Source organism: Oceanotoga sp. (assembly GCF_030445905.1).
GTDB classification, from domain to species: domain Bacteria; phylum Thermotogota; class Thermotogae; order Petrotogales; family Petrotogaceae; genus Oceanotoga; species Oceanotoga teriensis.
In genome coordinates this window covers 21,061-47,557 of the sequence record NZ_JASUSU010000014.1, presented here as the reverse complement: position 1 = coordinate 47,557, position 26,497 = coordinate 21,061, and the positions used below count along the sequence as shown (strand labels likewise).

Here is a 26,497-nt window from a genome sequence, read left to right as displayed (position 1 = left end):
TTTTTATGATTAAAAATATCGATGAATATGTTAAAAAAGTAGAAGAAGCATCAAAATATATAAAGGAACAAATAAAAGATAATATTGATTTAGCTATTGTTTTAGGTTCTGGACTCGAAACAGTTTTAGAAAGTGTAGAAAATCCTATCAATATATCTTATGAAAATATACCAAATTTTCCTAAGTCTACAGCCCCTGGTCATAAAGGGGAATTAATAATTGGAAATATAGGTTCTAAAAAAGTATTGCTCATGAATGGTAGGTTTCATTATTATGAGGGATATACTATGAAAGAAGTAACTTTTCCTATTAGAGTTATGAATGAAATTGGAATAAATAAGCTGATAGTTACCAATGCAGCTGGTGGAATGAATCCAAATTTTGAAAAGGGTGTACCTTGTATATTAACAGACTTCATAAATTTCTTTGGAGATAATCCATTACTTGGAGAGAATAATGACAATTGGGGTCCAAGATTCCCAGATATGTCAGAACCTTTTTCAAAAAAAATGATTGAAGCTGCTTTAAAATCTGCTAAGAATGTAGAAGAAAAAGTATTTACGGGAGTATATCTTGGAATTACAGGTCCAACTTTTGAAACACCTGCTGAATTGAGAATGATGAGAAATTTTGGAGCAGATTTAGTTGGAATGTCTACAGTTCCAGAAGTAATAGTTGCGAATCATGCAGGAATGGAAGTTTTAGGTATCTCAGCTATAACTGATATGGCAATTGCTGAAGGACTTGAAAAAGTTACATCTGATGATGTTTTAGAAGTTGCTAAGAATGCTGGTAGAAAAATCTCTAAAATAATTATGGATTTAATAAACAATATGTGATCCGGATTTTCCCAATCCGGATACTTTTTTTACTATCTTGGGGGCATTTTAATGAAAAAAAATATTATTTTATTTGTATATGTAACTTTTATTTTTATACATTTATTTTCTTTTTTTAATAAATATGAAAGGTTATTTCTAAAACCTGGATATTATTTTGAATATAATATTAGCAATAATAAACAGGTCAATTTTAATTTGTTCAATATTTCAAAATTCCCTGTATTGGATAGTAATGAAATCCTTTCTAAAGCTTGGTCTCAACAAAGAAGTTTGATTGGTGGACAAATTATGGTAGAATCTTCAAATTATACACATGCAATATCTTCATCAAATGCAATGGGACTTTTACAAATGAAATATTTAACTGGACAAGATTTATATGTATATAATTTATTCGATCCTTATGATAATTTAAAAGGAGCTTTGGAATATCATGGTTATCTTAGATTATTATTTGATGATGAAAAAAAGCAAATAGCAGCTTATCATGATGGTCCTTCAAAAATACTAAAGAATGGAATGACATCATCAGGCGAATTATATTATTTAAAAGTTAAAGAGCAACAAAAAAAATATCAGAATAGAAAAATATATTCACCTTTTATTTATGGCTTAAGTTTTGGATATGATGGCTTAAATCTCGATGTTGAAAAAATAAATACATCGATATATTTGTCTGCGGCTTACAGAAAAATCGAGTTTTATTCAGATTTATATATCAATTTATCTAAGAAAAGTGATATAATAAAAAGTGATTTTAATTTTGAAATTTCTGTTTTATATTATCCTTCGACGGTATTTGCTTTTGGAATAGAAAATTTATCTGGAGTAATAAGAATAGGGTTACCCTGGGAACATTTTATATTAAAATTTTATAATGATCCTGAATTTTCTTATTTTAAAAAAATCAATGATATAGTTGATTTTAAAGCAATTTTGAGAAACAATTACTCCAAATTAGGTTTTGGTTTTAAATATAAAAATATACAAAGTGATTTATATTATGAGATATTTTCAAATTCATTTATTTTTGAAATTAAACTATTTTGAGAGGGGTTTGTAAATGGGTAAATACTTAGCGAAAATTCGTGAATGGTGGTTAAGTCTTGAAAAAAGACAAAAAGTTATTTATTCCTCTTTACTTGCAGGGTTAATACTCGTGGTTATAGTGTCTGTTATTCTTTTAAACAAAGTTACTTATAGTTTTTTTCTTTCTGGTGTTGAACAATCAGAAGCTGGAAATATAATTTCTAAGCTTGAAGAGATGAACATAAAGTATAAAGTTACACCAGGTGGATCTATATATGTTGCTGATGTTAATGTAAATGAATTAAGAATGAAAATGGCTGCGCAAGGAACTCTTGGAGGAACTAATAGAGGATATGATTTGCTTAGTAATCAAGGTTTTGGAGCTACATCATATGATAAACAAGTTAATTATCAAATAGCTTTAGAAGGAGAATTATCTAAGAGTATATCTACAATACAAGGCGTTAAGTATTCAAGAGTACATTTAGTTATTCCGCCAAGAACATATTATCAAGTCGGTGAAACTGCTAAACCGAGAGCATCAGTCCTTTTAATATTAGATGCAGGTTATACTTTGAAAAATGATCAAGTTATGGGAATAGTAAATTTCATAACTGGTTCTGTACAGGGACTTGAAAGAGAAAATGTTAAAGTAGTTGATAATTATTCTAATGACTTAACAGCTAGTGTAACTGATTATGGAGTTGGAAATGCAAATACTAAATTTCAATTAAAAAAACAACTTGAAGACTATTATTCTGAAAAAGTTGAACAAAATCTTCAAACTATATTTGGTTTGGGGAATGTCGTTGTTATACCAGAAATAAATTTAAACTGGGAAAAAATAGAAAGTGAAGAAAGAGAGTTAAAACCTTCCACTAAAGATAAAGGAATAATATTAAGCCAACAAAATGAAAGTCAAGAGTCGTATGATAACAATTCTACTCAAGGAGTAGTTGGAACTGATTCGAATGTTCCGCCTTTTACATATCAATCTCCTGAGAATGCAGATGGAATACTTTATAAGAATTCAAAAACAATTACTAATTATGATGTTGGGGAAATTTATAAAAAAACTGTTGAAGATAAAAATGGAGAAATATCTTCAAAATCATTCACAGTTTTTGTTGACTTTCAAAAAGCTAATATACCTGAAAATGATGAAATCAAACAACAATTTACACAAGCAATTTCTAATGCGGTAGGTACTTCACAAGAAAATATAACTGTTATGTCTATGGCATTTAATAGAGAATATGAAACTATTAGAGCTGAACTTGAACAAAATATTAAAGAAAAAAACGATAAAATTATTTTAATTCTTACATTGATAATAAGTGTTAGTTTATTAACATTATTAATGTTTGTAGTTATGAAATTGATGAAGAGAAGAAAAACAAGAAAAATAATTGAAGAAAGAAAAAGAAAACTTGAAAGTAGAGTTAAAGAAGTTGTTAGTGAATTAGAAGAAGAAACTATAGAAGAATATACACCTGCTCAAGAAGCTCAAAAGAAATTAGAAGAAATTGTTGATGCGAGACCAGAAGATGTTGCCGAAATCATAAAAATCTGGATAAATTCGCAATAAGGGAGGGATTTATATGGAAAAAAATGAATTGAATGGAATTAAAAAATCAGCAATTTTATTAGTTCTTATGGGTTCTGATAGAGCGGGGAAAGTTTTGAAAAAATTAAATGATACGGATGTAGAGCAATTAACGCTTGAAATAGCTAATTTAGAAAAAATAGAGGAACCTATAAAAGAAAATATTTTAGCTGAATTTTTTGAATTTGCTAAGGTTAAAGAGTTTATCAATAAAGGTGGAGTAGAATATGCAAAACAACTTCTTGAAAATGCATTTGGTCCTGATAAAGCAATAGAAATAATAGAAAAATTGGTATCTAATTTACAGGTTAAACCTTTTGATTTTCTGAGAAAAATAGATGTTGCACAAATGGTAAATGTTTTACAAAATGAACATCCTCAAACAGTAGCTTTGGTTTTATGTTATTTACCTCCTGTTACTTCATCTCAAGTAATTGCAAATTTGCCAGAATCATTGCAAGTAGATGTAATAAAGAGAATATCTGTAATGAATTCAGCAACTCCTGATGTGGTAAAAGAAATAGAGTCAAAGATGAAAGATAGACTTTCAACATTTACGGTTCAAACTTTTTCTCAGGTTGGAGGAATAGAAGTTTCAGCTGAAATAATGAATAGTATAGATAGAGTTGTAAGTAAAAATATTTTTGACAGACTTTCTGAAAGAGATCCTAAACTTTCAGAAGAAATTAGAAAAAGAATGTTTGTTTTTGAAGATATTGTTAAACTTGATGATAGAGCAGTTCAAAGAATTGCAAGAGAAATCGAAACAAAAGATCTTACTTTGTCTTTAAAAGGAGCTTCTGAAGAAGTAAAAGAAAAAATGTTTTCAAATATTTCAAAAAGAGCTGGTCAGATAATAAAAGAAGAATTAGAATTTATGGGTCCTGTTAGAGTTAAAGATGTTGATGAGGCTCAACAAAGAATAGTCAATATAATAAGAAAGTTAGAAGAATCAGGTGAAATAATAATTGGTGGTGGTGGAGGTGAAGAACTAATTGTATAATAAAAAAATAATAGATAATAAGTACGTAGTTCTTGATACCCCAATAAATATAGAAGATAAAGATAAAATTAATAAAATAAACGAAAATAATAAAAGTTTGATTTTAGAGAAAGAAATAGAAATCAAATTGAAAGATGCTGAAAAAAAATCTGAGACATTAATAGAAGAAGCAATTTCAAAATCTAAAAAAATATTAGAAGAAGCAAGAATAAAAGCTGAAAATGAATCCAAAAAAATTCATGAAGAATCATTAAAAGAAATAGAAAATCTTAAGTTAAAAGAAGTTGATAATTTTAAAGAAAAACTTCAAAAAAATTTAGATGAATTAGATCATTATTATGATGATCTAATTTCATCATCTAATTACTTTATTTTTGAAGTCATAAAAACGGTTACAAAAAAATATTTAAATGAAGAAATTTTTAATAAACCAATATGGTTAAATGAGGCAATATCAAGATTAAAAAATCGTCTTACAACTTATAGTAAAGTAAAGATAAGAATGAATTCTAATATGAATGAAAAATATTATGAAATTTTTAAAGAACTTTTATCTGATTCTTTCACTATAAAAGAAGATAACTCATTAGAAGATAATCAAATAATTGCAGACACTGAATCAGGCATTTTTGATATAAATCCTGAAATGTATATAGAAGAAATAATGAACTCTTTGGAGGAATCCATAAATGAGGAAAATTGATTTTGAAAATATACTCTATAATTTTAAAAATAATTTAAAAAGCAAATCCAATTTAATATTAGAAGGAAAAGTTAACAGAATTGTTGGAGTTACTATAGAATCAACAGGACCAGATGCTGCTATAGGCGATTTATGTAAAATAAAATTAAAAAATAAAAACACTTCTCTTGCTGAAACAGTAGGATTCAAAGATAATAATTTATTACTCATGCCTTATGAAGATGTAGAAGGGTTATATGTTGGGGCTTCTGTAAAAAAATTAAATAAAAAAGTTTCAATAAATGTTGGAGATGAACTTTTAGGAAGAGTAGTTGATGGGCTTTGTAGACCAATAGATGAAAAAGATTTAAAACTTAAAGATAGTATAAGTATATATAATTCTCCTCCAAACCCTTTAAAAAGAAAAAATATTGAAAATCCTCTTTCTGTTGGAATTAAAGCTATTGATGGAATGTTAACTATTGGAAGAGGACAACGTATAAGTATAATGGCTGGTAGTGGAGTTGGAAAAAGTACATTATTAGGAATGATTGCGAGAAACACAGAAGCTGATATAAATATAATAGCCTTAATTGGTGAAAGAGGAAGAGAAGTAAGAGAATTTTTAGAAAGGGATCTTGGTGAAAAGGGATTAAAAAAATCAGTAGTAATTGTTTCTACCTCTGATCAACCAGCTCTTATGAGGGTAAAAGCTTTATATACAGCAACTTCTATAGCTGAATACTTTAGAGATAAGGGGAAAAATGTTCTTTTAATGGTTGATTCGCTAACAAGATGGGCTATGGCTAAAAGAGAAATAGGTCTTTCAACAGGTGAACCACCGGCAACTAGAGGATATACTCCAAGTGTTTTTTCAGATCTCCCAAAAATATTAGAAAGGGCTGGTAATTCAGATAAAGGTACTATGACAGGAGTTTATACAGTTCTTGTTGAAGCAGATGATATGAATGATCCAATTGGTGATACAGTTAGAGGTATTGTTGATGGTCATATAGTATTATCCAGAAAATTAGCTGATTCAGGACATTATCCTGCAATTGATATATTATCAAGTGTTTCAAGGGTTATGAATAATGTCATCAGTAAAGAACATTTAATTTCTTCTAGACTTATTAAAGATTTATATTCTACTTATAAAGATGCAAAAGATTTAATTGAAGTAGGGGCTTATAAAAAAGGAATGAATCAAAAGATAGACAAATCCATAGAGTTAATAAATGATATTAATTTATTTCTAACACAAGATGTTTCAGAAAGTTTTCTTATTGAGGATATAGTTCAAAAAATGTTAGAAATATCGAATATGGCCAATAATTAAATGGAGGTATTTTAAATGGGTATTCCTGCAGAGTATTTGATTTTAGTCATTTCTTTTGCAATAGTATTATTCTTATTGCTTTTAAAATTTCTTTTTAAAAAAACTTTAACTCCTGTAAATTACAGGAAAGCAAATGAAAGTATAACAGCTTATTTGTACTTACTACCATCTTTTGTGGTACTTTCAATATTTGTTTTTTGGCCTGTAATATACTCTTTTATTTTAAGTTTTTTTAAATGGGATTTCCAGAATCAGGCAAATCCAGCATTTATAGGTTTAGAAAACTATAAAAAATTATTTCAATTAAAAAATCCTATAGATGTCAGTTTTAATCAAGCCTTTTTTAATTCTCTATTAATTCTTTTGACATTTATATTTTTAATGCATTGGATTTTTGATATTAAAAAAATTCAAAATAAAAAACATAAAAATATAGTTAAAATAATGAGTATTTTGGGGATTGCTGGTATAATTTTGACTGTTTTTTTCAATGTTATTGGAATAATTAGTTCTTTAATTTTGGTTATTGCTTATACAATATTGGCTGCTAAAAAATTTGCTTATAATACAAATGATAAATTAATGGGAAGACTTATATTATTTTTTGTCTTCATATTTTTAACTTCTAAGATAGGGATTTTAGATATAATAAAATATGTTTCTATAGCGAAGCAAGAAGCAGATTTTATAAAAGCTATTTGGAATACTACATATTATGTATTATTATCAACGCCTATAACAATATTTTTGGCGCTTTTAATAGCACTTTTAATGAATAGAAAATTATTTGGAAAAACTTTTTTTAGAACTATTTATTTTATACCTTTTGTAACCAGTGTAGTTGCGGTTTCATTGGTATGGCAATGGATTTTTAATGATAATGGTCTTTTGAACTATTTTTTACAACAAATGGGATTTGAAAAGGTTTTGTGGCTTAAAGATGAAAAGTTTACAATACCAACGGTTGCTATAATATCTATTTGGAAATTGATAGGTTATTATTCTGTAATATTCCTTTCAGGATTACAAAATATAAGTAGAACATATTATGAAGCAGCAGAAGTAGATGGAGCTAATCCATGGCAAAAATTTAAATTTATTACTTGGCCATTATTATCTCCTACAACATTTTTTATTTTGATTGTTTCTATGATAGGTGCATTTAAGGTGTTTTCGGAAATTTTCGTTCTTTATTCAGGTATGCCTGGACCATACAATAACTCTGGTTTAACGGTTGTATATTTTATATATGATAAGTTCTATACACAACAAAGAATGGGAGAAGCAAGTGCTGCAGCTTATGTGCTTTTTGGAATTATTCTTTTGTTCACTTTCATACAAATAAAAGCCGGTAAAAAAAGAGTTCATTATGATTCTTAAGGAGGAATGAAGATGAATTATACTAAGTTTTGGAAAACGCTTATAAATGTAATAATATATTTATTGGTCGCAGGTGGAGCTGTTGTTATGATTCTTCCTTTTGCTTGGATGATAATGACATCATTAAAAACAGATGGAGAAGTTAATAATTGGCCACCTACATGGACATCTAAAAATTTTGGTTCAACTAGAGATATTAATTTGGCAAAAGGATCTTCTACTATTTCAAATAAATCTGTTTTATCATTAACCGAATTTAAATCGTTAACTTCAAATAGTATTTATAATCCTAATAAACTTGTTTATTATGTTAATGATGATAAGGTTAGAAGAGGTGAAATAACTTTAAATTATGATAAAATAAATTTTGCTGATTCTGAAGATTTAAATGTTTTATTAGAAGAATTTTATAAATATTTTGATAATAGTGATGTAAGAAAAGATATTAATTTATTTTTTATAGATAGGGAGGCTACGCCAGAAAATTTTGAAAAATTATATTTTGGATTATTTTCTCCAGAAACGGGCTACTATAAAAAAACTAATATGGTAAAAAATATAATATTAGATCTGAATAAAATGTCAAAATTTATAGATCTTACTTTAGAAAAAAATATAAATCGTTTGCCGTACTTTAGAATAAATGATTCTTATGATCAAAATAGAATAAATGAAATAAATGATAAAAAACAAGAATTTGAAAATTATTTAAAAGTTCTTAGAACAGAAATAAATAAAACTATAAATGAAATTGAAATATATTCAAAAGGTTTAGGTTTGATATCTATTGAAGAAAATGAAAAAATATTGAATTTATTGATGGACTTTAACACAAATATAAAAACTTTTCAAGATTCAATACTATCGAAATCTAATATGTTAATATCTAAAAATATATATGAACCTAATATACAAAATATAAATACATTGAATATGTACTCTTATTTTATTAGTAATTATGAAAATATTCAAAATAAAAAACTTGATAATTTAAAAATAACTTTTAAAGTTCCTTTAAAGGAAGATATGTATAATAATTTTGTAGAAGATATAAAAAAATCTGATTTTTCAGAAGAATTCAAAACAGAAGTTTTAAAATTATCAAATAAAAAAAATATTTTAGAATTAAAAGAATTAGTTATACAACATTTTGAAACAAAAATAATTGAAAATATAAAATCTGATTTTATAAATGAACCAAAAGATTTATCAAGATTTATAAGTGTATTAAGAACTCTTTCAAAAAATAATGCTAATATAAATAATTATGCAGAATATATAACTAATAGTGAGTTTGAATTTATAAATTCAAAGATATCAGATAAACAAAATGAATTTGAGTCACTGTTAAATTTAAGGATTTCTACAGATAATGAATTGAATAAATTTACAAAATTTTATTCAAATAGTATATCAAGAGTAGAATTATTAGAAACTTCAGAAATTATAGATAAAATACTTTATAAAGAGAATTCAAATATAGAAATATATACAAAAAAAATATATTCGAGTTGGTTAATAGATGAAATGCCTATCGCAAAAGCAAATTTTACATTTGGTGAAAAATTTAAAAACATATTTCAAAATTATGTAGATGCATGGAATGCTGCGCCATTTTCTAAATATTATATGAACACCGTTTTAATGGCTACAGCAACAACTGTTTTAGAAATAATAATTGGATCAATGGCAGCTTTTGCTTTTGCAAAATTGAATTTTTTTGGTAAAAATTTTATTTTTACTTTATTTTTGGCTACTATGATGGTACCTGGAGAAGTTATGCTTGTACCAAATTATATTACAATAAGTAGATTTCAATGGATAGACTCATATTATGCATTAATTGTACCTTGGGTTGTAAGTGTTTTTGCTATTTTCTTGTTAAGACAACAATTCCTTACTGTACCTAATGAATTATGGGATGCAGCAAAAATAGATGGTTCTTCAAGTTGGAGGTTCTTGTGGACTGTTATGGTTCCATTAAGCAAACCTTCAATATTAACTGGAGCTTTATTAAAGTTTGTAGGAAGTTGGAATGCATTTTTATGGGTTCTTATAGTTACAAAGAGTCCAGAAATGAGAACATTAGCTGTTGGATTGCAAACATTTAGAAGTGAATCTGGAGAAATATACAATTTATTGATGTCAGCATCTACATTCTCATTAATTCCGGTAATATTATTATTTATACTTCTACAAAACTACTTTGTTGAAGGTATAGCAAAAAGTGGTTTAAAAGGTTAAGGAGGAATTTTATGCCATTTGTAACGATAAAAGAGGTCAATAAAAAAAATCATAAAAAAGTAAAAAAAAGCAAAAAAGTTTCAATAGTATTTTTATTTGTACTAATGACTTTTTTTGGATTTCAAATTTTTAGAATAGTGTTTTATTATAAAGATCTTGAAAATCAATACAATGGCATAAAAGCAGAACAAATAAAGTTAGAAGAAATATATAAAAACAAATATGAAAAATATAGTCTTTTAAAAATAAAATTGGAAGAGAGAGGAGTTTTATTAAATAATGGAACAATACTCCAAAATGATATTTACAACATCCCACAAACCAAAGAAAGAACAAATTGAAAAAGCTTACGAATATGCTAAAGCTTATGATGGTGTCTATAAAAATAGAAGACATATATATAAATATATAAATGATGAAGATTTTTATTTTTCAATTGATAAAAATAATAATTTAGAGATAATCTGGAAGAATGGTAAGTTTTTTTACCATCCTTCCATTGCTAAGATTAGGTATAATAATTATGAGCATACTAAAGATGATTATTTAATAAAATCATTAACTCCTTGTAAAGAAGATTCTATTTTGGATTTAACATATGGTCTTGGTAGTGAAGCATTATTATTGGCAGCTTTTTCTGATAATGTGATAGGACTTGAAGGATCATATCCAATATATATAATTGTAAAAGAAGGTTTAAAAAATTATAATTTCCCAGATAATTGGATGAGAAAAGCCTCTAAAAACATAAAAATTAAAAATTTTAATTATAAAAAATATATTTATAAACAAAAAGAAAATTCCTTTGATCTTGTCTATTGTGATCCAATGTTTGAAAACCCACAAATGAAATCTGCCAGTTTAAATCCTTTGAGAAGATTTGCTGTTTATGATCAATTAGATGAAAAGGATATAGAACAAATGTATAAAATATGCAAAAAGAAAGTTGTTATAAAAGCTAGAGACAAAGATAGTATATGGAATTGGTTGAAAGTAGATGAAAAAATGGGTAGTAGTCATAGTGGAGTATATTATGGAGTGATAAATAAAAAATGAAAATTCCGATAATAACTGGACCAACAGCTAGCGGAAAAAGTGATATAGTTTTAAAATTGGCAGAAGATTTAAATGCTGAAATAATATGTATGGATTCAAGACAAATATACAAAGAAATAAATATTGGAACTGCAAAACCAAATATTTATGAAATGCAAAAAATAAAACATCATTTATTTGATATAATTGATTTAAAAGAAAGCTTCAATGCATATGAATATGTTAAACTTGTCGATAAAACTATAAAAAATATTATTTTGAGAAATAAAATTCCTATATTGACAGGAGGAACAGGTTTTTATATTGATGCTTTAACAAAAGGCTTTTTTAATGTGGAAAATAATTATTCTATAAGAAAATATCTTGAAAATATTTCTTTAGAAAAAAATTTATATCAAATTTTAAAACAAATTGATATTGATTCATATAATAGAATACATAAAAACGACAAAAAAAGAATAATAAGGGCTTTAGAAATATTTTTAAACACTGGAAAAACAATGACATATCATATGAAAAAAAGTATTTTAAATAAATCTAATTACGATTTTCAAATTATAGTTTTAAATAGAGATAGAAAAAATTTACATGATAGAATCAATAAAAGAGTTGACAAAATGATAGAAAATGGTTTAATTGAAGAGGTTAAATCTTTAAAAGAAAAAGGGTATGATCCAAATTTAAATGCTTTAAATACAATAGGCTATAAAGAAGTTTTTAAGTATTTGGATTATAATTGTGATTTAAAAGATACGGTAGAAAATATAAAAACTAATACAAGAAGATATGCAAGAAGACAAATTATATATTTTAGACATATAAAAGAAGCTATATGGGTAGAATTAAGTTCAAATAATGAAGAAAATAAAAATAAATTAATCCAAATTATTAAGGGGGGTTTTTGATGTCAGAGAAATTTAACTTACAGGACAGATTTTTGAATATTTTAAGAATTAGTAAGGTAGAAGTAAAGATATATTTTGAAGGTGATTTTCAAACAAGTGGCATAGTTAAATCATTTGATAATTATACTATACTTTTAGAAAAAAATGGTGAACAATCATTAGTTTATAAACATGCAGTTAAAATGATGGTTCCTTCAAAGTTTATAAAACTATTTCAACCTAATGAAAATCAGTGAAGGTGATAGAAATAAATAATGGTGTATTATTATCAGTACAACAAAGAGAAGATAAGTCTTCACAAATAGAAGAACTTATCTCTCTTTGTTCTAATATTGATATAAATGTTGAAAAAGTTTTTCAGCAAAAAAGAAATAAATATGATTTAAAATATTATTGTGGAAAAGGTAAATTATTAGAAATAAAAGAATATATGAAAGCTTTAAAAGATACAAATATAAAGTATTTAATAGTAAATGATAGAATAACTAATATACAGAGAAAAAATATTCAAAAAATAATTACAAATAATTTTGAAATAATAGATAGAACACAAGTAATATTAGAAATCTTTAGGAAAAATGCTAAAACTAAAATAAGTAAAATACAAGTTGAGTTGGCCAGTTTGAAGTTTGAATATTCTTCATTAAAAGGTCAAGGAAATGAGATGTCAAGAACTGGTGGTGGAATTGGAACAATTGGACCTGGAGAAACACAGTTAGAGTATGATAGAAGAACTATAAATAAAAGAATAAATCAATTAAAAGAAAAATTAAAAGAAGCTACTCAAAAAAGAGATTTGACCTCTAAAAATAGAGATAAACTTCCATATCCAAAATTTTCTTTAGTTGGGTATACTAGTGCTGGAAAATCTACTTTATTAAAAACTTTAACTGAAGATAAAAATTTAATAGTTTCAGAAAAATATTTTTCGACATTAAGTCCAACTAATAGAAAAATTCAATTTCCTTGTGGATTAAATAGTTTTTTTTCTGATACAGTAGGGTTTATTGAAAATCTTCCAATTGAATTAGTTGAATCTTTTAAATCTACATTAGAAGAAATAAATAATTCTGACATAATACTTCATTTAATAGATAGTACAGATAAAAATTTGAGTAAAAAAATATCTGTTGTAAATTCTATGATAGAACAAATAGAGTTTAAAAGGAAATTGATTATAAAAGTATTTACAAAAATAGATTTATTAAATGATGAAAAGTATGAAGATTTAAAAATTTTATATCCAGAGTCTTATTTTATAAATTGTTTAGATATTAATTCTATAAACAATTTTTTGAATAAATTAATTTTAGAACTTAAATTATTAAATGAATATGAATTTAAAAAAATACAAATAAATTATAATGAATATTGGAAAATTGAAAAAATGAATGGAATTATAGGAATTCTTTCTAAATCTGAAAATGAAAAAGGATATGAAATGGAAATTATAAAAAATCAATCTATAAAAGAGTTTTAATTTTTGGAGGTGAGCTTTATGAGAAAGATATTTATTTTAATAATAAATTTTTTATTTCTTATAAATATTTTTGCATCTGTATTTAATTTGCCTATAAAAGATTCCTATATAACTTCATCATTTGGAGAGTATAGAAATACTGGAAATAATCCTCATTTTCATATGGGTATTGACTTTTCTACTTTTAATAGAGAAAATATAGATGTACTTACAGCAGCAGAAGGTTATTTAGAAAAAGTTTGGATAAATGATCCAGTTTATGGAAATACTATATTCATAAAACATCCAGATCTTGGGTTAACTACTGTATATGCACATTTGAATTCTTTTTCAAAGAAAATAACAGGATTTACAGAACAGATAAATGAAGAATTTTCTACAAAAAGAATAGAAATAATATTTCCAGAAGAAGAATTAAAAATTAATAAAGGCGAAGTTATTGCTTATTCGGGTTCTACAGGAGAAGCTATGGCTCCACATTTACATTTTGAAGTTTGGGAAATGAAAGAAAATGGTAATATAATAAGAGATGCTTTGGAATATATTGAATACAAAGAAACAAGAGAAAAGAATCTGGAACTTTTAAGTATAAGATCTAATAATAAATATTTTGATATAAAAAAAGATGAAATATCAACTATTGAATATAGTGGAGATTACCCAAACTTAGAAATAAGAGTTAGAGAAAAAATTGGTAATAATACAACTATATTACCTAAAAAAATGTCTTTATACATAGATAATAGGATTGTTTATAAATTGAATTTTGCACAAATAAAAGAAGAAGAGGCATATAATCCAAGCGTTTTTGGTTATGGATCTACTGCTACTGTGTATTGGTTAAAACTTTATTCTAAAGAAGCCTTAACTCCTATTGAAATAGATAATTGGGGTCAATTTATTGGTAAAAATTTAAATAATTCTGTTGGTAAAATAGAATTAGAAGATTTTTGGGGAAATAAAGAAATTTATAATATAAGGTTTAATAAATTATATTAAATAAAAGAGATACATAAATTTTACACAAATCAATTATAATTAATAATTACATATTATAAAAAATGTTATAATAATTAAGGAAAAAATAACAAACGGGGAGGACAATTCATGAATAAAAGGTTATTTACAAGTGAAAGTGTAACTGAAGGTCATCCTGATAAAGTCGCTGATCAAATATCAGACGCAATTCTCGATGCAATATTAGAAAAGGAACCAGAAGAAAATAGAATAAATGCGAGAGCGGCTGTAGAAACACTTGTTACAACTGGTGTTGCTGTAGTTGCAGGTGAAATAAGAACAACATCATATGTAGATATTGCAAAAATAGTTAGAGAAACTATAGTTGAAATTGGATATGATAGAGCAAAATATGGATTTGATGGTGAAACATGTGCAGTTATGGTTAGTATAGATGAACAATCTGCAGATATAGCAATGGGTGTAGATAAAAATTTAGAAACAAAATCTGGAAAAGAAGATTTTGATCCATATGCTAAAATAGGTGCAGGAGATCAGGGAATAATGTTTGGATATGCAACTAATGAAACACCTGAATATATGCCAACACCAATAGTTTTATCTCATCAATTGGCGTATCAATTGGCAAAAGTAAGAAAAGATGGAACTTTAAAATATTTAAGACCAGATGGAAAAACCCAAGTTACAGTAGAATATGATGAAAATAATAAACCAATAGCTGTTAATACAATTTTAATATCTACACAACATAGTGCGGATGTTACAAGAGATCAAATAGAAAAAGATTTAATAAAATATGTTATAAATCCTATAGTACCTGAGAGTTTAATAAATGATGAAACTAAAATTTTGGTAAATCCAACTGGTAGATTTGTTTTAGGAGGCCCTCAAGCAGATACAGGATTAACAGGAAGAAAAATAATAGTTGATACATATGGCGGTTGGATAGCACATGGTGGTGGTGCTTTTTCAGGAAAAGATCCTACAAAAGTTGACAGATCTGCACATTATATGGCAAGATATGTTGCAAAAAACTTAGTTGCTGCTGGAGTAGCAGATGAAGTAATGATTCAGCTAGGTTATGCGATTGGCGTTGCTGAACCAGTTTCATTACTCATTGATACGAAGGGAACTGCTAAAGTTGATGAAGAAAAAATATTAAAAACTGTTAAAGAATTATTTGATTTTAGACCAGGTCAAATAATAAAAAATTTAAATCTTCTTCAACCTATATATAGGCAAACAGCAGCTTATGGGCACTTTGGTAGAACAGATATAGAGTTCCCATGGGAGAAGTTAGACAAAGTTTCTGAAATAAAAACTGCCTTAGGAATATAAAATTTAAGGAGGTTTATTGATGCCTAACATCAAGTCAGCAAAAAAAAGAGTATTACAGAGTGAAAAAAGAAGAGTTATTAACAAATCTTACAAAACAAGGATAAAGAATACAACAAAAACTGTTCTCACTAATATAAAGTTAAATAAGAACAGAGAAGAACTTCTTGAATCTTTATCAGTTGCTTTTAAAGCTATTGACAAAGCTGAATCAAAAGGAGTTATTCATAAAAATACTGCAGCAAGAAAAAAATCAAGATTACATATTAAAGTAAAGAAATTTTTAGGAGAAGTTGCTCCTGAATAATAAAAATTACCCCGGTAAAACCGGGGATTTTTTTTGAGAACAGGAGGTTAAAAATGAACGTAGCAAGTTTGAAATATGAAATTTTTTCACAAAATATAATTACTTATCCTTTTAATTGGGAAAAAGAATTTGGAAATAAAAGAAAGTTAAATATAGAAATTGGGTTTGGTGGTGGCGAATTCTTAGCTTATTTAGCCTCTAAAAATCCAGAAGAAAATTATATTGGCTTTGAAACTTCTTTATTATCATGTGAAAGAGCCCAAAAAAAATTTTTTGAAAAAAACTTAATTAATGTTAGAATTATAAGAGGTGATGCAAGAGTTTTAATACCAGAATTATTTAAAGATAAATCTGTAAGTAGGGTTTATGTTAATTTCCCTTGTCCATGGCCTAAAAAGAGACATGAAAATAGAAGAATATTTGTAAAAAATTTTAGAGATACGTTATCAGCTATTTTAAAAGATAATTCTGAAATGCATTTAGCAACAGATGTTGATTGGTATGCTGAAGAAGTTTATGAAAATTTTAAAAAAGATGAGAGATTTGAAGTTGAAGAAATAATAAAAAATTTTGATAGAGAATTTAAAACTAGATATGAAAAAAAATGGGATGATGAAGGTAGAAATAAATATTTACTTAAAATAAAAAAAGTAAATTATTCACCAATTGAAAGATATTTTATTGGAGAGGATAATATGCCACATAAAAAAATAAAAAAAATAAATATAAAAAAAATAGAAGAAATATCGGATAATATTTTTGAAGAAGATATGAAAAAAGTTATAATAAGGGAAAGTTATTACGATAATAAAAATAATAAATATTTAATAAAAACATTAGCTTCAGATAATAATTATACTCAAGAATTTTTTGTAACTGTTACAAAAAGAGAAGATGAATGGCTGATAAAATTAGATAGTATGACATCACCATATAGAACACCATCTGTAAAATATGCTATTGAAACAATAGCAAAATATTTAGGAGAGTGATCTAAATGAAAATAGCTGTCATCGGTGCTGGAAGTTGGGGTACTGCAATGGCAAGACTGTTATCCATCAATGGTCATGAAATAAGTATTTGGAATAGGGAAAAAGAAGTTTTGCAATATATAAACAATGGTCAAAACCCTTATTATTTACCAGGTATAAATATTCCAAGAAATATAAAAACTTTTAGTGAAATAAATAAATGTATAAAACAATCTGAAATAATAGTAATAGCTATACCCTCACAAGCTGTTAGAGAAGTATTAGAAAATATAAAACAAAATTATAATAATCAAATAATAGTTAATTTATCAAAGGGTATAGAAATAAAAACTGGAAAAAGAATATCAGAAATAGTTTATGAAATTCTAAATACTAATAAATATGTTTGTTTAAGTGGACCTTCTCATGCAGAAGAAGTGGCAAAAGATGTCCCAACTGGTATAGTAGCTGCAAGTAAAGATTTAAAAATTGCAGAAATAGTTCAACAAAATTTTTCAAATATATCACTTAGAATATATACAAATATTGATGTAAAAGGTGTAGAAATATCTGGGGCATTAAAAAATGTTTATGCAATAGCTGCGGGAGTAATAGACGGAATAGGTGGTTGGGATAATACTAAAGCAGCTTTAATCACCAGAGCTATGGTAGAAATGAAAAGATATATGAGCTTAAATAATGCAAAAGAAGACACAATATATGGATTAGCTGGTATAGGTGATTTAATGGTAACTTGCAATTCATTACATTCAAGAAATAGACATGTTGGAGAATTAATTGGAAAAGGAAAAAATTTAAAATCAATTCTTTCATCAATGCATATGGTAGCTGAAGGGATATACACAATTCAAGCATTAAATTTAATTATAGAAAATAATAAATTAGATATGCCAATAGCCTCAAAAATATATGATGTGCTTTATAATAATACAGATCCAAAATTAGCTATTAATGAATTGATGAATAGAGAATTAAAATCAGAATAATAGGAGGAAAAATATGCAAATAAGTTTAGAACAAATAATTCAAATAATAATGGCAAAATTAGATAATATTGAATTATCAATGGAAGATATGAAATTTAGAACAAATGTAGCATTAAGAATATTAAGGGAAGAAGGACTATTAACTCAAGATAGAATAAATAAAGCTATAAAAGATGAATTTGAAGCTAATAATATACTTGAAGACAATGATCAAGAAATAGAAGAAGAAAAAATTGAAGAGATATCAAAAGGAATACTAAATTGGGTAGACAATGATTTAGAAGAAATGAAGAATAAAATAAAAGATTATCAAGATAAGATGAAAAAAATGATGGATGAAGAAGAAAAAAATAATATAAGTGTTGCACCAGCAGATTTATTAAATAGATTAGATAGTATGAATAATAATAATAAAAAAGGTAAAAGTGGCAATATAATAATGCCTTAATAAAAATCCGGATTATTCCGGATTTTTATTTAATTTTAAAAAAGGGCATATAAAATTCAAAGGACATTTACTACAAAGGGGTTTTTTAGGTCTACAAGTTTTTTGACCAAATGCAACCATAGATCCATTTAATGGTCCCCATAAATCTTTATTAATAATTTTCATCAGAGCAAATTCGGAATCTTCAGGCTTTTTTGTACTTATCCAACCCAATCTATTAGAAATTCTATGTACATGTGTATCTACAGCCATTGCATTTAAACCAAAGCTTACATACAAAACTATATTCGCTGTTTTTCTTCCAACACCCGGTAATTCTAATAATTTTTCTAGATCATTAGGGACATTTCCATTATACTTATTAACAAGAATTTTAGATAATTTAACAATTCTTTCAGATTTTTGTTTAAACATTCCAGCTGGTTTTATTAAATCATATAAACTTTCGGGATTTACTTTTGATATTTCAAAGACATCCTTAAAAACTGAAAATAATTGTTTAGTTGCTTTATCAGTATTTTCATCCTTAGTTCTTTGAGATAGAACTGTAGATACTAAAACTACATAAGGATCGGTATTTTCGTGATAATAAGGATAATTTTCTATTATTATCTTTGCTTCTTTATTAAAATTTCTCATTATATCCTCCTTTTTTATAAAAATTAATTTAAAAATTAATTTAAAAATAAACACTAGTAAATAATTATTAAAGTAAATATATGGTAAAATTAAATAATAGAGGTGATATTTTGAAAATAATAAATATTGTTAATAAAAAACAAATTGATAATATTAAATTTAATCAAAATCAAATACTATATATTGATTCAATAGAAATATTAAAAGAATTTTTTTTACATATATCATCTAATTATAACGAAAAAATGATACCAATAAATAAAATATATGATAAAATAGATATTGAAAATATAATGATTCCTGATAAATGTAAAATTTTAGACAATTTCGGATATTTAAATTTTAAATTAGATAATTTTTTAATTATATATGATAAAATAAATTGTAAACAATATAAAGAATATACTATTTTTGGATACTGTGAAGATAATATTTTAATTGAAGATTTTATATTGAAAAATGAAATTGTAGAATTAATAGATTTAAAATTCAAAAACAATCAACTAAATATAAAATTAAAAACAAATTTAAATATTCAATTTATTTTTGATTTATATTACAAGTACCATAATATAATTTTTTATGAGAATACTATGACTCAAATATTGATAAATAAATTAAAACAAGTAAATTATACTATATCTACTGCAGAATCATGTACTGGTGGAATGATATCTTCTCAATTAGTTGATTATCCAGGCGTATCAGATATTTTTTTAGGAAGTATTATAAGTTATTCTAATAAAATAAAAAAACAAGTACTTGGAGTAAAAAAGATTACTTTAGAAAAATATGGCGCTGTTAGCTCTGAATGTGTAAAAGAAATGGTTGATGGTTTATATAAAATAATGCATACAGATGTATGTATATCAGTTAGTGGAATAGCTGGTCCTGGTGGTGGAACATTTCTAAAACCAGTTGGAACTGTTTACTTTGCATTTAAAATAAAAAAACAAATTATTGTTAAAAATAAACTATTTTCAGGAAATAGAGAAGAAATTAGAGAAAAATCTAAAAACTATGCAATATATTTTTTGACCCAACATCTAATGTCCATTGAGGAGGGATAATATGGGAGAAATGGATGTATACTTGAGTGTTTTCCTTGAAGAAGCAAGAGAAAATGTACAAAATTTAAATGACGCACTTCTCAATTTAGAAAACGACAATGAAAACAAAGACTTAATAAATGAAATTTTTAGAATTATGCATACACTTAAAGGAATGGCAGGTACATTAGGTTTTGATGAACTTGCTAAGCTTTGTCATACTATGGAAAATACATTGGATAAAGTTAGAAATAATATAATAAATGCAGATGAAACACTCATAGATTTATTGTTTAAAGGATTAGATACACTTGATGAATCTTTGAATGATATATCTGAAGGTGGTAATGGACATACTACAAATGTTGAAAGTTTAACAAAAAAATTCAATGAATTGCTTTCTGGCGGAAAAAAAGAAAGCGATGAAAAACCTATTAAATTAGAGAAAAAAGAAATTACTAAATCTGTTAAAACTGTAGAAAATAAAAATGAAGTTGATTTGGAAGATATTTCAAATAATATTAAAATAAATTTTGAAATAGATGATATTACAAAATCAACACTTTCGAAAATAAAAGAAAAAGCTGATGAAGAGGAATTAAATTTCTATTTTGTCAAAATAATATTAAAAAGTGATATACAATTAAAACTTGCAAGGGCTTATATGATATATCATAAATTTGAAGAATATAAATCAGAAATAGTTTATTCAAATCCTTCTACAGAAGATATAGAAGAAGAAAAATTTGATAATGAACTTTTATTTGGTATTGTCACAAAAGCTGATAAAAGAAAAATTGTTGAAGCTATAAAAAGTGTATCAGAAATTGAAAATGTTTATATAGATGTTTTTAATAAAGATTTAATTGAGAATAAAACAGAAGAAATAGAATCTGAATCAGAGATAAAAAAAGAAAAAGAAGATAAAAACAATAATACAAAGAAAAAAATTAAAACATCACAATCTATAAGAGTAGATATTAAAAAACTTGATGAACTTATGAATTTGATGGCTGAATTAGTTATTTCAAGGAGTAGAATTGTTGAAACTTTGAGAAAATATAATATAAAAGAAGTTGATGAAAGTTTATCTCAATTATCAAGAATTACTTTAGATCTTCAAGAAATTGTAATGAAAGTTAGAATGGTTCCTGTATCATTTGTATTTAATAGATTTCCTAGATTAGTAAGAGATATAGCTAAAGATCTTGGAAAAGATATAAATCTTATTATCGAAGGAGAAGAAACAGAGCTTGATAGAACTGTTATAGATGAAATAGGAGATCCTTTGGTTCACTTAATTAGAAATTCTTTAGATCATGGAATAGAATCACCAGAAGTGAGGATTTCTAGAGGAAAACCGAAAATAGGAACTATAAAATTAAGTGCAAGACATGAAGGAAATGAAGTTGTTATAGAAATATCAGATGATGGTAAAGGTTTAGATAGAGATAAAATATTAAAAAAAGCTGTTAATAATGGAGTTGTAGATTCAGTAAAAGCTCAATCTATGGCTGATGATGAAATATATAATTTGATATTTTTGCCAGGTCTTTCTACTAAAGAAAAAGCAACAGAACTTTCTGGTAGAGGAGTTGGAATGGACGTTGTAAAATCTGCTGTTGAATCTTTAAAAGGTAATGTTTCTGTGGACTCTGAACCAGGAAAAGGTACTGTTGTAACAATAAGATTGCCTTTAACATTAGCTATAATAGAAGCATTATTAATAACTGTTAATGAACATGTTTATGCTATACCTATAGCAAATATTGATACAACTCAAAAATTGAGTGATGGGGAAATAAAAGAAGTACAAGATAGAGAAGTGTTCTTATTAAGAGGAGAAGTCATCCCAATAGTAAGATTAAGAGAAATGTTTGAAATTGAGGAAAAGAAAAATACACAAGAAAACATAGTTATAATAAAGATAGGTAATAAAAAATATGGTATAATAGTAGACAAATTATTAGGTCAAGATGATATAGTAATAAAATCTCTTGGATCCTTATTAAATGATGTTAAAGAGTTTTCTGGTGGAGCTATTCTTGGAGATGGTAGCATAGCATTGATATTAGATGTAGGTTCCTTAATTTAAAAAGGAGGGATAAAATAAATGAGAGATGTCTTATCATTTCAAATATATAATCAAGAATTTGCTTTAGAAGTTGATAACATTGAAAGTGTTGTAGATATGCAAGAAATAACTCCTGTACCTAACTCTAAAAAATTCATCAATGGTGTTATTAATTTAAGGGGTAGAATAGTTCCAGTAATAGACTTAACAGCAATTTTAAATTTGAGTCTTCCAGAAGATTATAAATTCGAAAATATATTAATTTTAAAGATTGATGAAGAAGAAATAGGGGTTTTTGTAGATGAAGTTAAAAATGTATTGAATATTGATCCAGAAAAATTGGAAAATTTTCAATCAAACAATGAAATTTATGCAGGAAAAGTTAAGGGGATTATAAAGGTTAATAATCGTCTTATAGTATACCTTGATATAAAAGAAGTCTTAAATTTTAATAAAAATAATTAAGGAATATTTGGGAGGTGCACTTCTTAATGGGCAAAAAAATATTGATAACTGATGATGCCGCTTTTATGAGAATGATATTAAAAGATATAGTTACAAAAGCCGGTTATGAAGTAGTTGGAGAAGCTGCTAACGGTCAAGAAGCTGTAGACAAATATAAGGAACTTCAACCAGATTTTGTAACTATGGATATAACTATGCCGGTAATGGATGGTATTCAAGCCATAAAAGAAATAAAAGCTGGAGATAGTGAGGCTAAAATAATTGTATGTTCGGCTATGGGACAACAGGCAATGGTAATTGAAGCTATACAGGCTGGTGCAAAAGACTTTATAGTTAAACCTTTCCAATCAAATAGAGTAATTGAGGCTATACAAAAATTGGAGCAAGGTTGATGAACTTAGAATATGAAACAATAAATGCTTCCTCCACATTGCTAAAAAGCAGTGGAGGACTTTCTATATTTTTATGGTTTTTAAGTATGATTGCATTAATAATAATAATGTATATACTATATAGAATAATTATAAAATATAGTAAAAATGGTGTAATAAATTCCGAAATAAAAATTTTAAAAAAGTACTATATAGAAAAAAATATATATATAGGAGTTTTAAAATTAAATGAAGATTATTATTATACTTTAATAGGAAATAATTCAACAGAAATTATAAGAAAATTAACTCAATCAGAAATTGAAAATATTCAAATAAATAACATAAATTTTAAAGATACTTTAAGAGGCTTCATGAAAAAAAATGAAAAATGAAATTAGAGGGGTTCTATAAATGAAATCTATTTTAAACAAAAAAATTTTTATTATATTGTTTATTATTTTTATTAATATTTTGAGTTTTTCAGAAAATATAGGTTTACCAGATATAAGTATCGATATACAACAAACACAACCTAATACTTTAAATCCAGTTTTAGAAATAGTATTAATAATAACAGTAATTTCGATTGCTCCTGGTTTATTGATGCTATTAACTTCGTTTACCAGATTGGTAGTTACTATGGGTTTCTTAAGGCAAGCATTAGGAACAAGACAAGCACCACCAAATCAAGTTCTTGTTGCATTGGCACTCTTTTTAACTATAATGATAATGTATCCAACCTTTGATAGGGTTTATAATGAAGCTATTATACCTTATAATAATCAAGAAATTGGATATGAAGAAGTTATTGAAAAAGCTTATAATCCTTTTAAAGATTTTATGCTTAGAGAAATAATAGATCATAAAAATCAAGATAATATAATACTTCTTGCTAATTCTACAAATACACAAATACAAAATATTGAAGACACCCCTTTTCAAATATTAATACCTGCATTTGCTTTAAGTGAATTAGAAATATCATTTAAAATGGGTTTGTTATTATATATTCCATTTATTCTGGTAGATATGGTTGTAGCAAGTATATTATTATCTATGGGAATGATAATGATTCCTCCTGTACTGATTTCTCTACCTTTTAAAATAATGCTATTTATTATAGTAAATGGTTGGGATTTAGTAATAGGAAGTTTAGTAAGAAGTTTCGGAGGGGGCTGATCATATGACAGAAGAAGTCATGATAGAAGTTTTTGTTAATGGTATAAATGTTTTTTTGACTACTATAACTCCTATATTATTGATAAGTATAGCTGTTGGTTTAATAATTAGTATATTTCAAGCGGTAACTCAAATTCAAGAACAAACACTTACATTTGCTCCAAAAATAATAATAACTTTTTTAGCATTAGCTTTTTTATTTGGTTGGATGATACAAGAAATAGCAGATTATACAAATATAATATTAACAACTTATATGGGAATGATTTAAATTGGAGCTTTTAAGCTATAAACTTTGGATTTATTTTTTTATATTAACAAGATTAATAGGAACTTTTTTTTATATTCCATTTATAAACTCTAATATGGTACCAAGGAATGTAAAAATTTTTATAGCTATTTTTTTATCTTATTTAATATTATTAAATGACAATTCAAACTTTCCAATTGATTCAAGTGCGATGTTGATAGTCTATTATCTAATAGTAAACTTTATTATTGGAATAACTATAGGAATAGTTACAAATCTTATATTTTATGCGGTTCAATTTGCTGGAGAATTTATAGGAGTTCAATTGGGTTTTGCAATGGCAAATGTTCTTGATCCAACACTTAATGAAGAAGTCTCTATATTATCTCAATTTTCTTATATTTTTGTAACCTTTTCTTTCTTCATATTTAAAGGTCACATATTGATTTATAATTTGTTTATAGAAAGTTTTAATAAAGTTCCAGTTTTATTTAAATTAAATGGAGAAAATTATTTGATAATAGCAAGTAAAATATCAGATATACTTTTAATAGGGTTACAATTTTCTATGCCAATAATAGCATTTATGATATTTATTAAAATAGCTTTAGGTATAATATCAAGATTAATGCCTCAGATGAATGTTTTTATGGTTGGATTACCTTTAAATGTGCTTGTAGGATTTATAATTTATATGGTGGTGATAGTTTCATGGAACGAACAATTCACAAAACTTTTTTTCGAAATATATCATTGGATAGAAAATACGATGATTCTATTATCGAAATAGATATACTACTTTTTGCCGATCCAGATAAAACTGAAGAACCAACACAAAGAAGAATCGAAAAAGCAAGAGAAGAAGGTAATGTAGCTCAATCAAAAGAATTTAACATGGCAATGTCTTTTTTAACTCTTTCAGGATTATTGTATTTTTTTGCTGGAGGAATAATTGAGGACTTAAATAAAATTTTTCAAGATTATTTTTTACTTGATACTGATATAGTTGGAGTAAATGTTTTTCAATATGGATATAAATATCATTCTGGAATTTATATTAAAATAATGATATTATTTATTGCTGGTGCTTTAATGTCTTTACTTTTTGGATTATTACAAACAAGGTTTTTAGTTGCAAAAAATGCCATAAAACTTGATTTCAGTAAAATCAATCCAGTAAAAGGATTAAAAAACTTATTTTCTTTAAAAAAATTAGTTGAACTCATTAAGAATATAGTAAAATTAGCTGTTATAGGTTATATTTCATATTCTATAATTGCAAAAAGAATATCAGAAGTTCAAAAATTATCTTCTGAAGAGTTAATTTATTCATTATACTTTATAGGTTCAATATCAGTTGAAATAATGTTTAAACTTGGATTAGCACTTTTAGTTCTCAGTTTAATAGATTATTGGTATCAAAGATATGAATATAAAAAGAATTTAAGAATGAGTAAACATGAAATTAAAGAAGAAATGAAAGATACAGAAGGAAATCCGCAAATAAAAAGAAAACAGAGAGAATTTATGCAAAAAATTGTTTTTAGCCGAATGATACAACAGGTTCCAACAGCAGATGTAATTGTTACTAACCCAACACATTATGCTGTTGCAATAAAGTATGACTCAAATACGATGAATGCTCCAAAAGTTATTGCTAAAGGTGCAAATGAAATTGCAAATAAGATAAAAGAAGTAGCAAGAAAAAATAATGTTCCTATAATAGAAAAACCACCTTTGGCAAGAGCTTTATATAAAGAAGTTGATATAAATGAAGAAGTTACAGAAGAACTTTATAAACCTGTTGCAGAAGTTTTAGCTTATATTTATAAATTATCTAATAAAAAATGAGGGG

The 26,497-nt window shown here is 25.8% G+C and carries 29 protein-coding genes; 28 read left to right on the top strand and 1 reads right to left on the bottom strand.

Annotation, left to right across the window (positions count from 1 at the left end; genetic code table 11):
- Positions 1–5 precede the first annotated feature (5 nt).
- The 19 genes from PWP28_RS05940 (at position 6) to PWP28_RS05850 (ending at position 18,612) form a co-directional block, all read left to right on the top strand.
- Positions 6–839 (top strand): purine-nucleoside phosphorylase, encoded by an 834-nt coding sequence (locus tag PWP28_RS05940; RefSeq protein ID WP_308644411.1) that lies wholly within the window; start codon positions 6–8, stop codon positions 837–839.
- 51 nt (positions 840–890) lie between these two features.
- Positions 891–1,892 (top strand): lytic transglycosylase domain-containing protein, encoded by a 1,002-nt coding sequence (locus PWP28_RS05935; RefSeq protein ID WP_109605793.1) that lies wholly within the window; start codon positions 891–893, stop codon positions 1,890–1,892.
- Positions 1,893–1,905: 13 nt separating this feature from the next.
- Positions 1,906–3,459 (top strand): flagellar basal-body MS-ring/collar protein FliF, encoded by a 1,554-nt coding sequence (gene fliF / locus PWP28_RS05930; RefSeq protein WP_109605791.1) that lies wholly within the window; start codon positions 1,906–1,908, stop codon positions 3,457–3,459.
- Positions 3,460–3,472: 13 nt separating this feature from the next.
- A complete protein-coding gene (fliG, locus tag PWP28_RS05925; RefSeq protein WP_109605789.1) occupies positions 3,473–4,480 on the top strand; it encodes a flagellar motor switch protein FliG in 1,008 nt (335 codons plus the stop codon).
- Positions 4,473–5,183 (top strand): hypothetical protein, encoded by a 711-nt coding sequence (locus PWP28_RS05920; RefSeq protein ID WP_109605788.1) that lies wholly within the window; start codon positions 4,473–4,475, stop codon positions 5,181–5,183. Before fliG ends, PWP28_RS05920 begins: the two co-directional genes overlap by 8 nt.
- Positions 5,170–6,501 (top strand): flagellar protein export ATPase FliI, encoded by a 1,332-nt coding sequence (fliI, locus tag PWP28_RS05915; RefSeq protein WP_109605786.1) that lies wholly within the window; start codon positions 5,170–5,172, stop codon positions 6,499–6,501. Before PWP28_RS05920 ends, fliI begins: the two co-directional genes overlap by 14 nt.
- A gap of 15 nt (positions 6,502–6,516) precedes the next feature.
- Positions 6,517–7,881: a carbohydrate ABC transporter permease gene (locus PWP28_RS05910; RefSeq protein WP_109605784.1), complete on the top strand. Its 1,365-nt coding sequence runs from the start codon at positions 6,517–6,519 to the stop codon at positions 7,879–7,881.
- A 12-nt stretch (positions 7,882–7,893) separates the two neighbouring features.
- On the top strand, positions 7,894–10,125 hold the full coding sequence (locus PWP28_RS05905) for a carbohydrate ABC transporter permease (RefSeq protein ID WP_206050585.1): 2,232 nt from the start codon (positions 7,894–7,896) through the stop codon (positions 10,123–10,125).
- Between the two features lie 11 nt (positions 10,126–10,136).
- Positions 10,137–10,466, top strand: coding sequence for a hypothetical protein (locus tag PWP28_RS05900; RefSeq protein WP_109605782.1), 330 nt, complete (start codon positions 10,137–10,139; stop codon positions 10,464–10,466).
- A complete protein-coding gene (locus tag PWP28_RS05895; protein ID WP_109605780.1) occupies positions 10,405–11,181 on the top strand; it encodes a class I SAM-dependent methyltransferase in 777 nt (258 codons plus the stop codon). The genes PWP28_RS05900 and PWP28_RS05895 overlap by 62 nt, the downstream gene beginning before the upstream one ends.
- Positions 11,178–12,086, top strand: a complete 909-nt coding sequence (gene miaA, locus PWP28_RS05890) for a tRNA (adenosine(37)-N6)-dimethylallyltransferase MiaA (RefSeq protein ID WP_109605778.1) — start codon at positions 11,178–11,180, stop codon at positions 12,084–12,086. Before PWP28_RS05895 ends, miaA begins: the two co-directional genes overlap by 4 nt.
- Positions 12,086–12,322: an RNA chaperone Hfq gene (hfq, locus tag PWP28_RS05885; protein WP_109605776.1), complete on the top strand. Its 237-nt coding sequence runs from the start codon at positions 12,086–12,088 to the stop codon at positions 12,320–12,322. Before miaA ends, hfq begins: the two co-directional genes overlap by 1 nt.
- Positions 12,323–12,324: 2 nt before the next feature.
- The gene (gene hflX / locus PWP28_RS05880) at positions 12,325–13,566 is read left to right on the top strand and encodes a GTPase HflX (RefSeq protein ID WP_158274879.1); all 1,242 of its coding nucleotides are present in this window, start codon (positions 12,325–12,327) and stop codon (positions 13,564–13,566) included.
- Between the two features lie 18 nt (positions 13,567–13,584).
- Positions 13,585–14,565 (top strand): M23 family metallopeptidase, encoded by a 981-nt coding sequence (locus PWP28_RS05875; protein WP_109605772.1) that lies wholly within the window; start codon positions 13,585–13,587, stop codon positions 14,563–14,565.
- Positions 14,566–14,673: 108 nt separating this feature from the next.
- Positions 14,674–15,882, top strand: coding sequence for a methionine adenosyltransferase (gene metK / locus PWP28_RS05870; protein ID WP_308644410.1), 1,209 nt, complete (start codon positions 14,674–14,676; stop codon positions 15,880–15,882).
- A 19-nt stretch (positions 15,883–15,901) separates the two neighbouring features.
- Complete coding sequence (rpsT, locus tag PWP28_RS05865; protein ID WP_109605768.1) at positions 15,902–16,186, top strand: 30S ribosomal protein S20; 285 nt, start codon at positions 15,902–15,904, stop codon at positions 16,184–16,186.
- Between the two features lie 53 nt (positions 16,187–16,239).
- A complete protein-coding gene (trmB, locus tag PWP28_RS05860; protein ID WP_109605767.1) occupies positions 16,240–17,178 on the top strand; it encodes a tRNA (guanosine(46)-N7)-methyltransferase TrmB in 939 nt (312 codons plus the stop codon).
- Between the two features lie 5 nt (positions 17,179–17,183).
- Positions 17,184–18,164 (top strand): NAD(P)H-dependent glycerol-3-phosphate dehydrogenase, encoded by a 981-nt coding sequence (locus PWP28_RS05855; RefSeq protein WP_109605765.1) that lies wholly within the window; start codon positions 17,184–17,186, stop codon positions 18,162–18,164.
- A 13-nt stretch (positions 18,165–18,177) separates the two neighbouring features.
- On the top strand, positions 18,178–18,612 hold the full coding sequence (locus PWP28_RS05850; RefSeq protein ID WP_109605763.1) for a hypothetical protein: 435 nt from the start codon (positions 18,178–18,180) through the stop codon (positions 18,610–18,612).
- 12 nt (positions 18,613–18,624) lie between these two features.
- On the opposite strand, the gene nth is transcribed toward PWP28_RS05850, so the two are convergent.
- Positions 18,625–19,251 (bottom strand): endonuclease III, encoded by a 627-nt coding sequence (gene nth, locus PWP28_RS05845; protein WP_109605762.1) that lies wholly within the window; start codon positions 19,249–19,251, stop codon positions 18,625–18,627.
- Between the two features lie 110 nt (positions 19,252–19,361).
- Between nth and PWP28_RS05840 the strand changes: the two genes are divergently transcribed.
- Genes PWP28_RS05840 through flhB form a run of 9 tightly spaced genes read left to right on the top strand, consistent with a single transcriptional unit; the run spans position 19,362 to position 26,493 of the window.
- On the top strand, positions 19,362–20,321 hold the full coding sequence (locus tag PWP28_RS05840; RefSeq protein ID WP_158274878.1) for a CinA family protein: 960 nt from the start codon (positions 19,362–19,364) through the stop codon (positions 20,319–20,321).
- A 1-nt stretch (position 20,322) separates the two neighbouring features.
- A complete protein-coding gene (locus tag PWP28_RS05835; protein WP_109605758.1) occupies positions 20,323–22,395 on the top strand; it encodes a chemotaxis protein CheA in 2,073 nt (690 codons plus the stop codon).
- A gap of 18 nt (positions 22,396–22,413) precedes the next feature.
- Complete coding sequence (locus PWP28_RS05830; RefSeq protein ID WP_109605756.1) at positions 22,414–22,839, top strand: chemotaxis protein CheW; 426 nt, start codon at positions 22,414–22,416, stop codon at positions 22,837–22,839.
- Positions 22,840–22,865: 26 nt separating this feature from the next.
- Positions 22,866–23,231, top strand: coding sequence for a response regulator (locus PWP28_RS05825; protein WP_109605754.1), 366 nt, complete (start codon positions 22,866–22,868; stop codon positions 23,229–23,231).
- Positions 23,231–23,605 (top strand): hypothetical protein, encoded by a 375-nt coding sequence (locus tag PWP28_RS05820; protein ID WP_109605752.1) that lies wholly within the window; start codon positions 23,231–23,233, stop codon positions 23,603–23,605. The genes PWP28_RS05825 and PWP28_RS05820 overlap by 1 nt, the downstream gene beginning before the upstream one ends.
- Positions 23,606–23,624: 19 nt before the next feature.
- Positions 23,625–24,392, top strand: coding sequence for a flagellar type III secretion system pore protein FliP (fliP, locus tag PWP28_RS05815; RefSeq protein WP_109605751.1), 768 nt, complete (start codon positions 23,625–23,627; stop codon positions 24,390–24,392).
- A 4-nt stretch (positions 24,393–24,396) separates the two neighbouring features.
- The gene (fliQ, locus tag PWP28_RS05810) at positions 24,397–24,663 is read left to right on the top strand and encodes a flagellar biosynthesis protein FliQ (protein WP_109605749.1); all 267 of its coding nucleotides are present in this window, start codon (positions 24,397–24,399) and stop codon (positions 24,661–24,663) included.
- 1 nt (position 24,664) lies between these two features.
- Positions 24,665–25,432 (top strand): flagellar biosynthetic protein FliR, encoded by a 768-nt coding sequence (gene fliR, locus PWP28_RS05805; protein ID WP_109605746.1) that lies wholly within the window; start codon positions 24,665–24,667, stop codon positions 25,430–25,432.
- Complete coding sequence (gene flhB, locus PWP28_RS05800) at positions 25,354–26,493, top strand: flagellar biosynthesis protein FlhB (RefSeq protein WP_264150165.1); 1,140 nt, start codon at positions 25,354–25,356, stop codon at positions 26,491–26,493. The genes fliR and flhB overlap by 79 nt, the downstream gene beginning before the upstream one ends.
- Positions 26,494–26,497 lie beyond the last annotated feature (4 nt).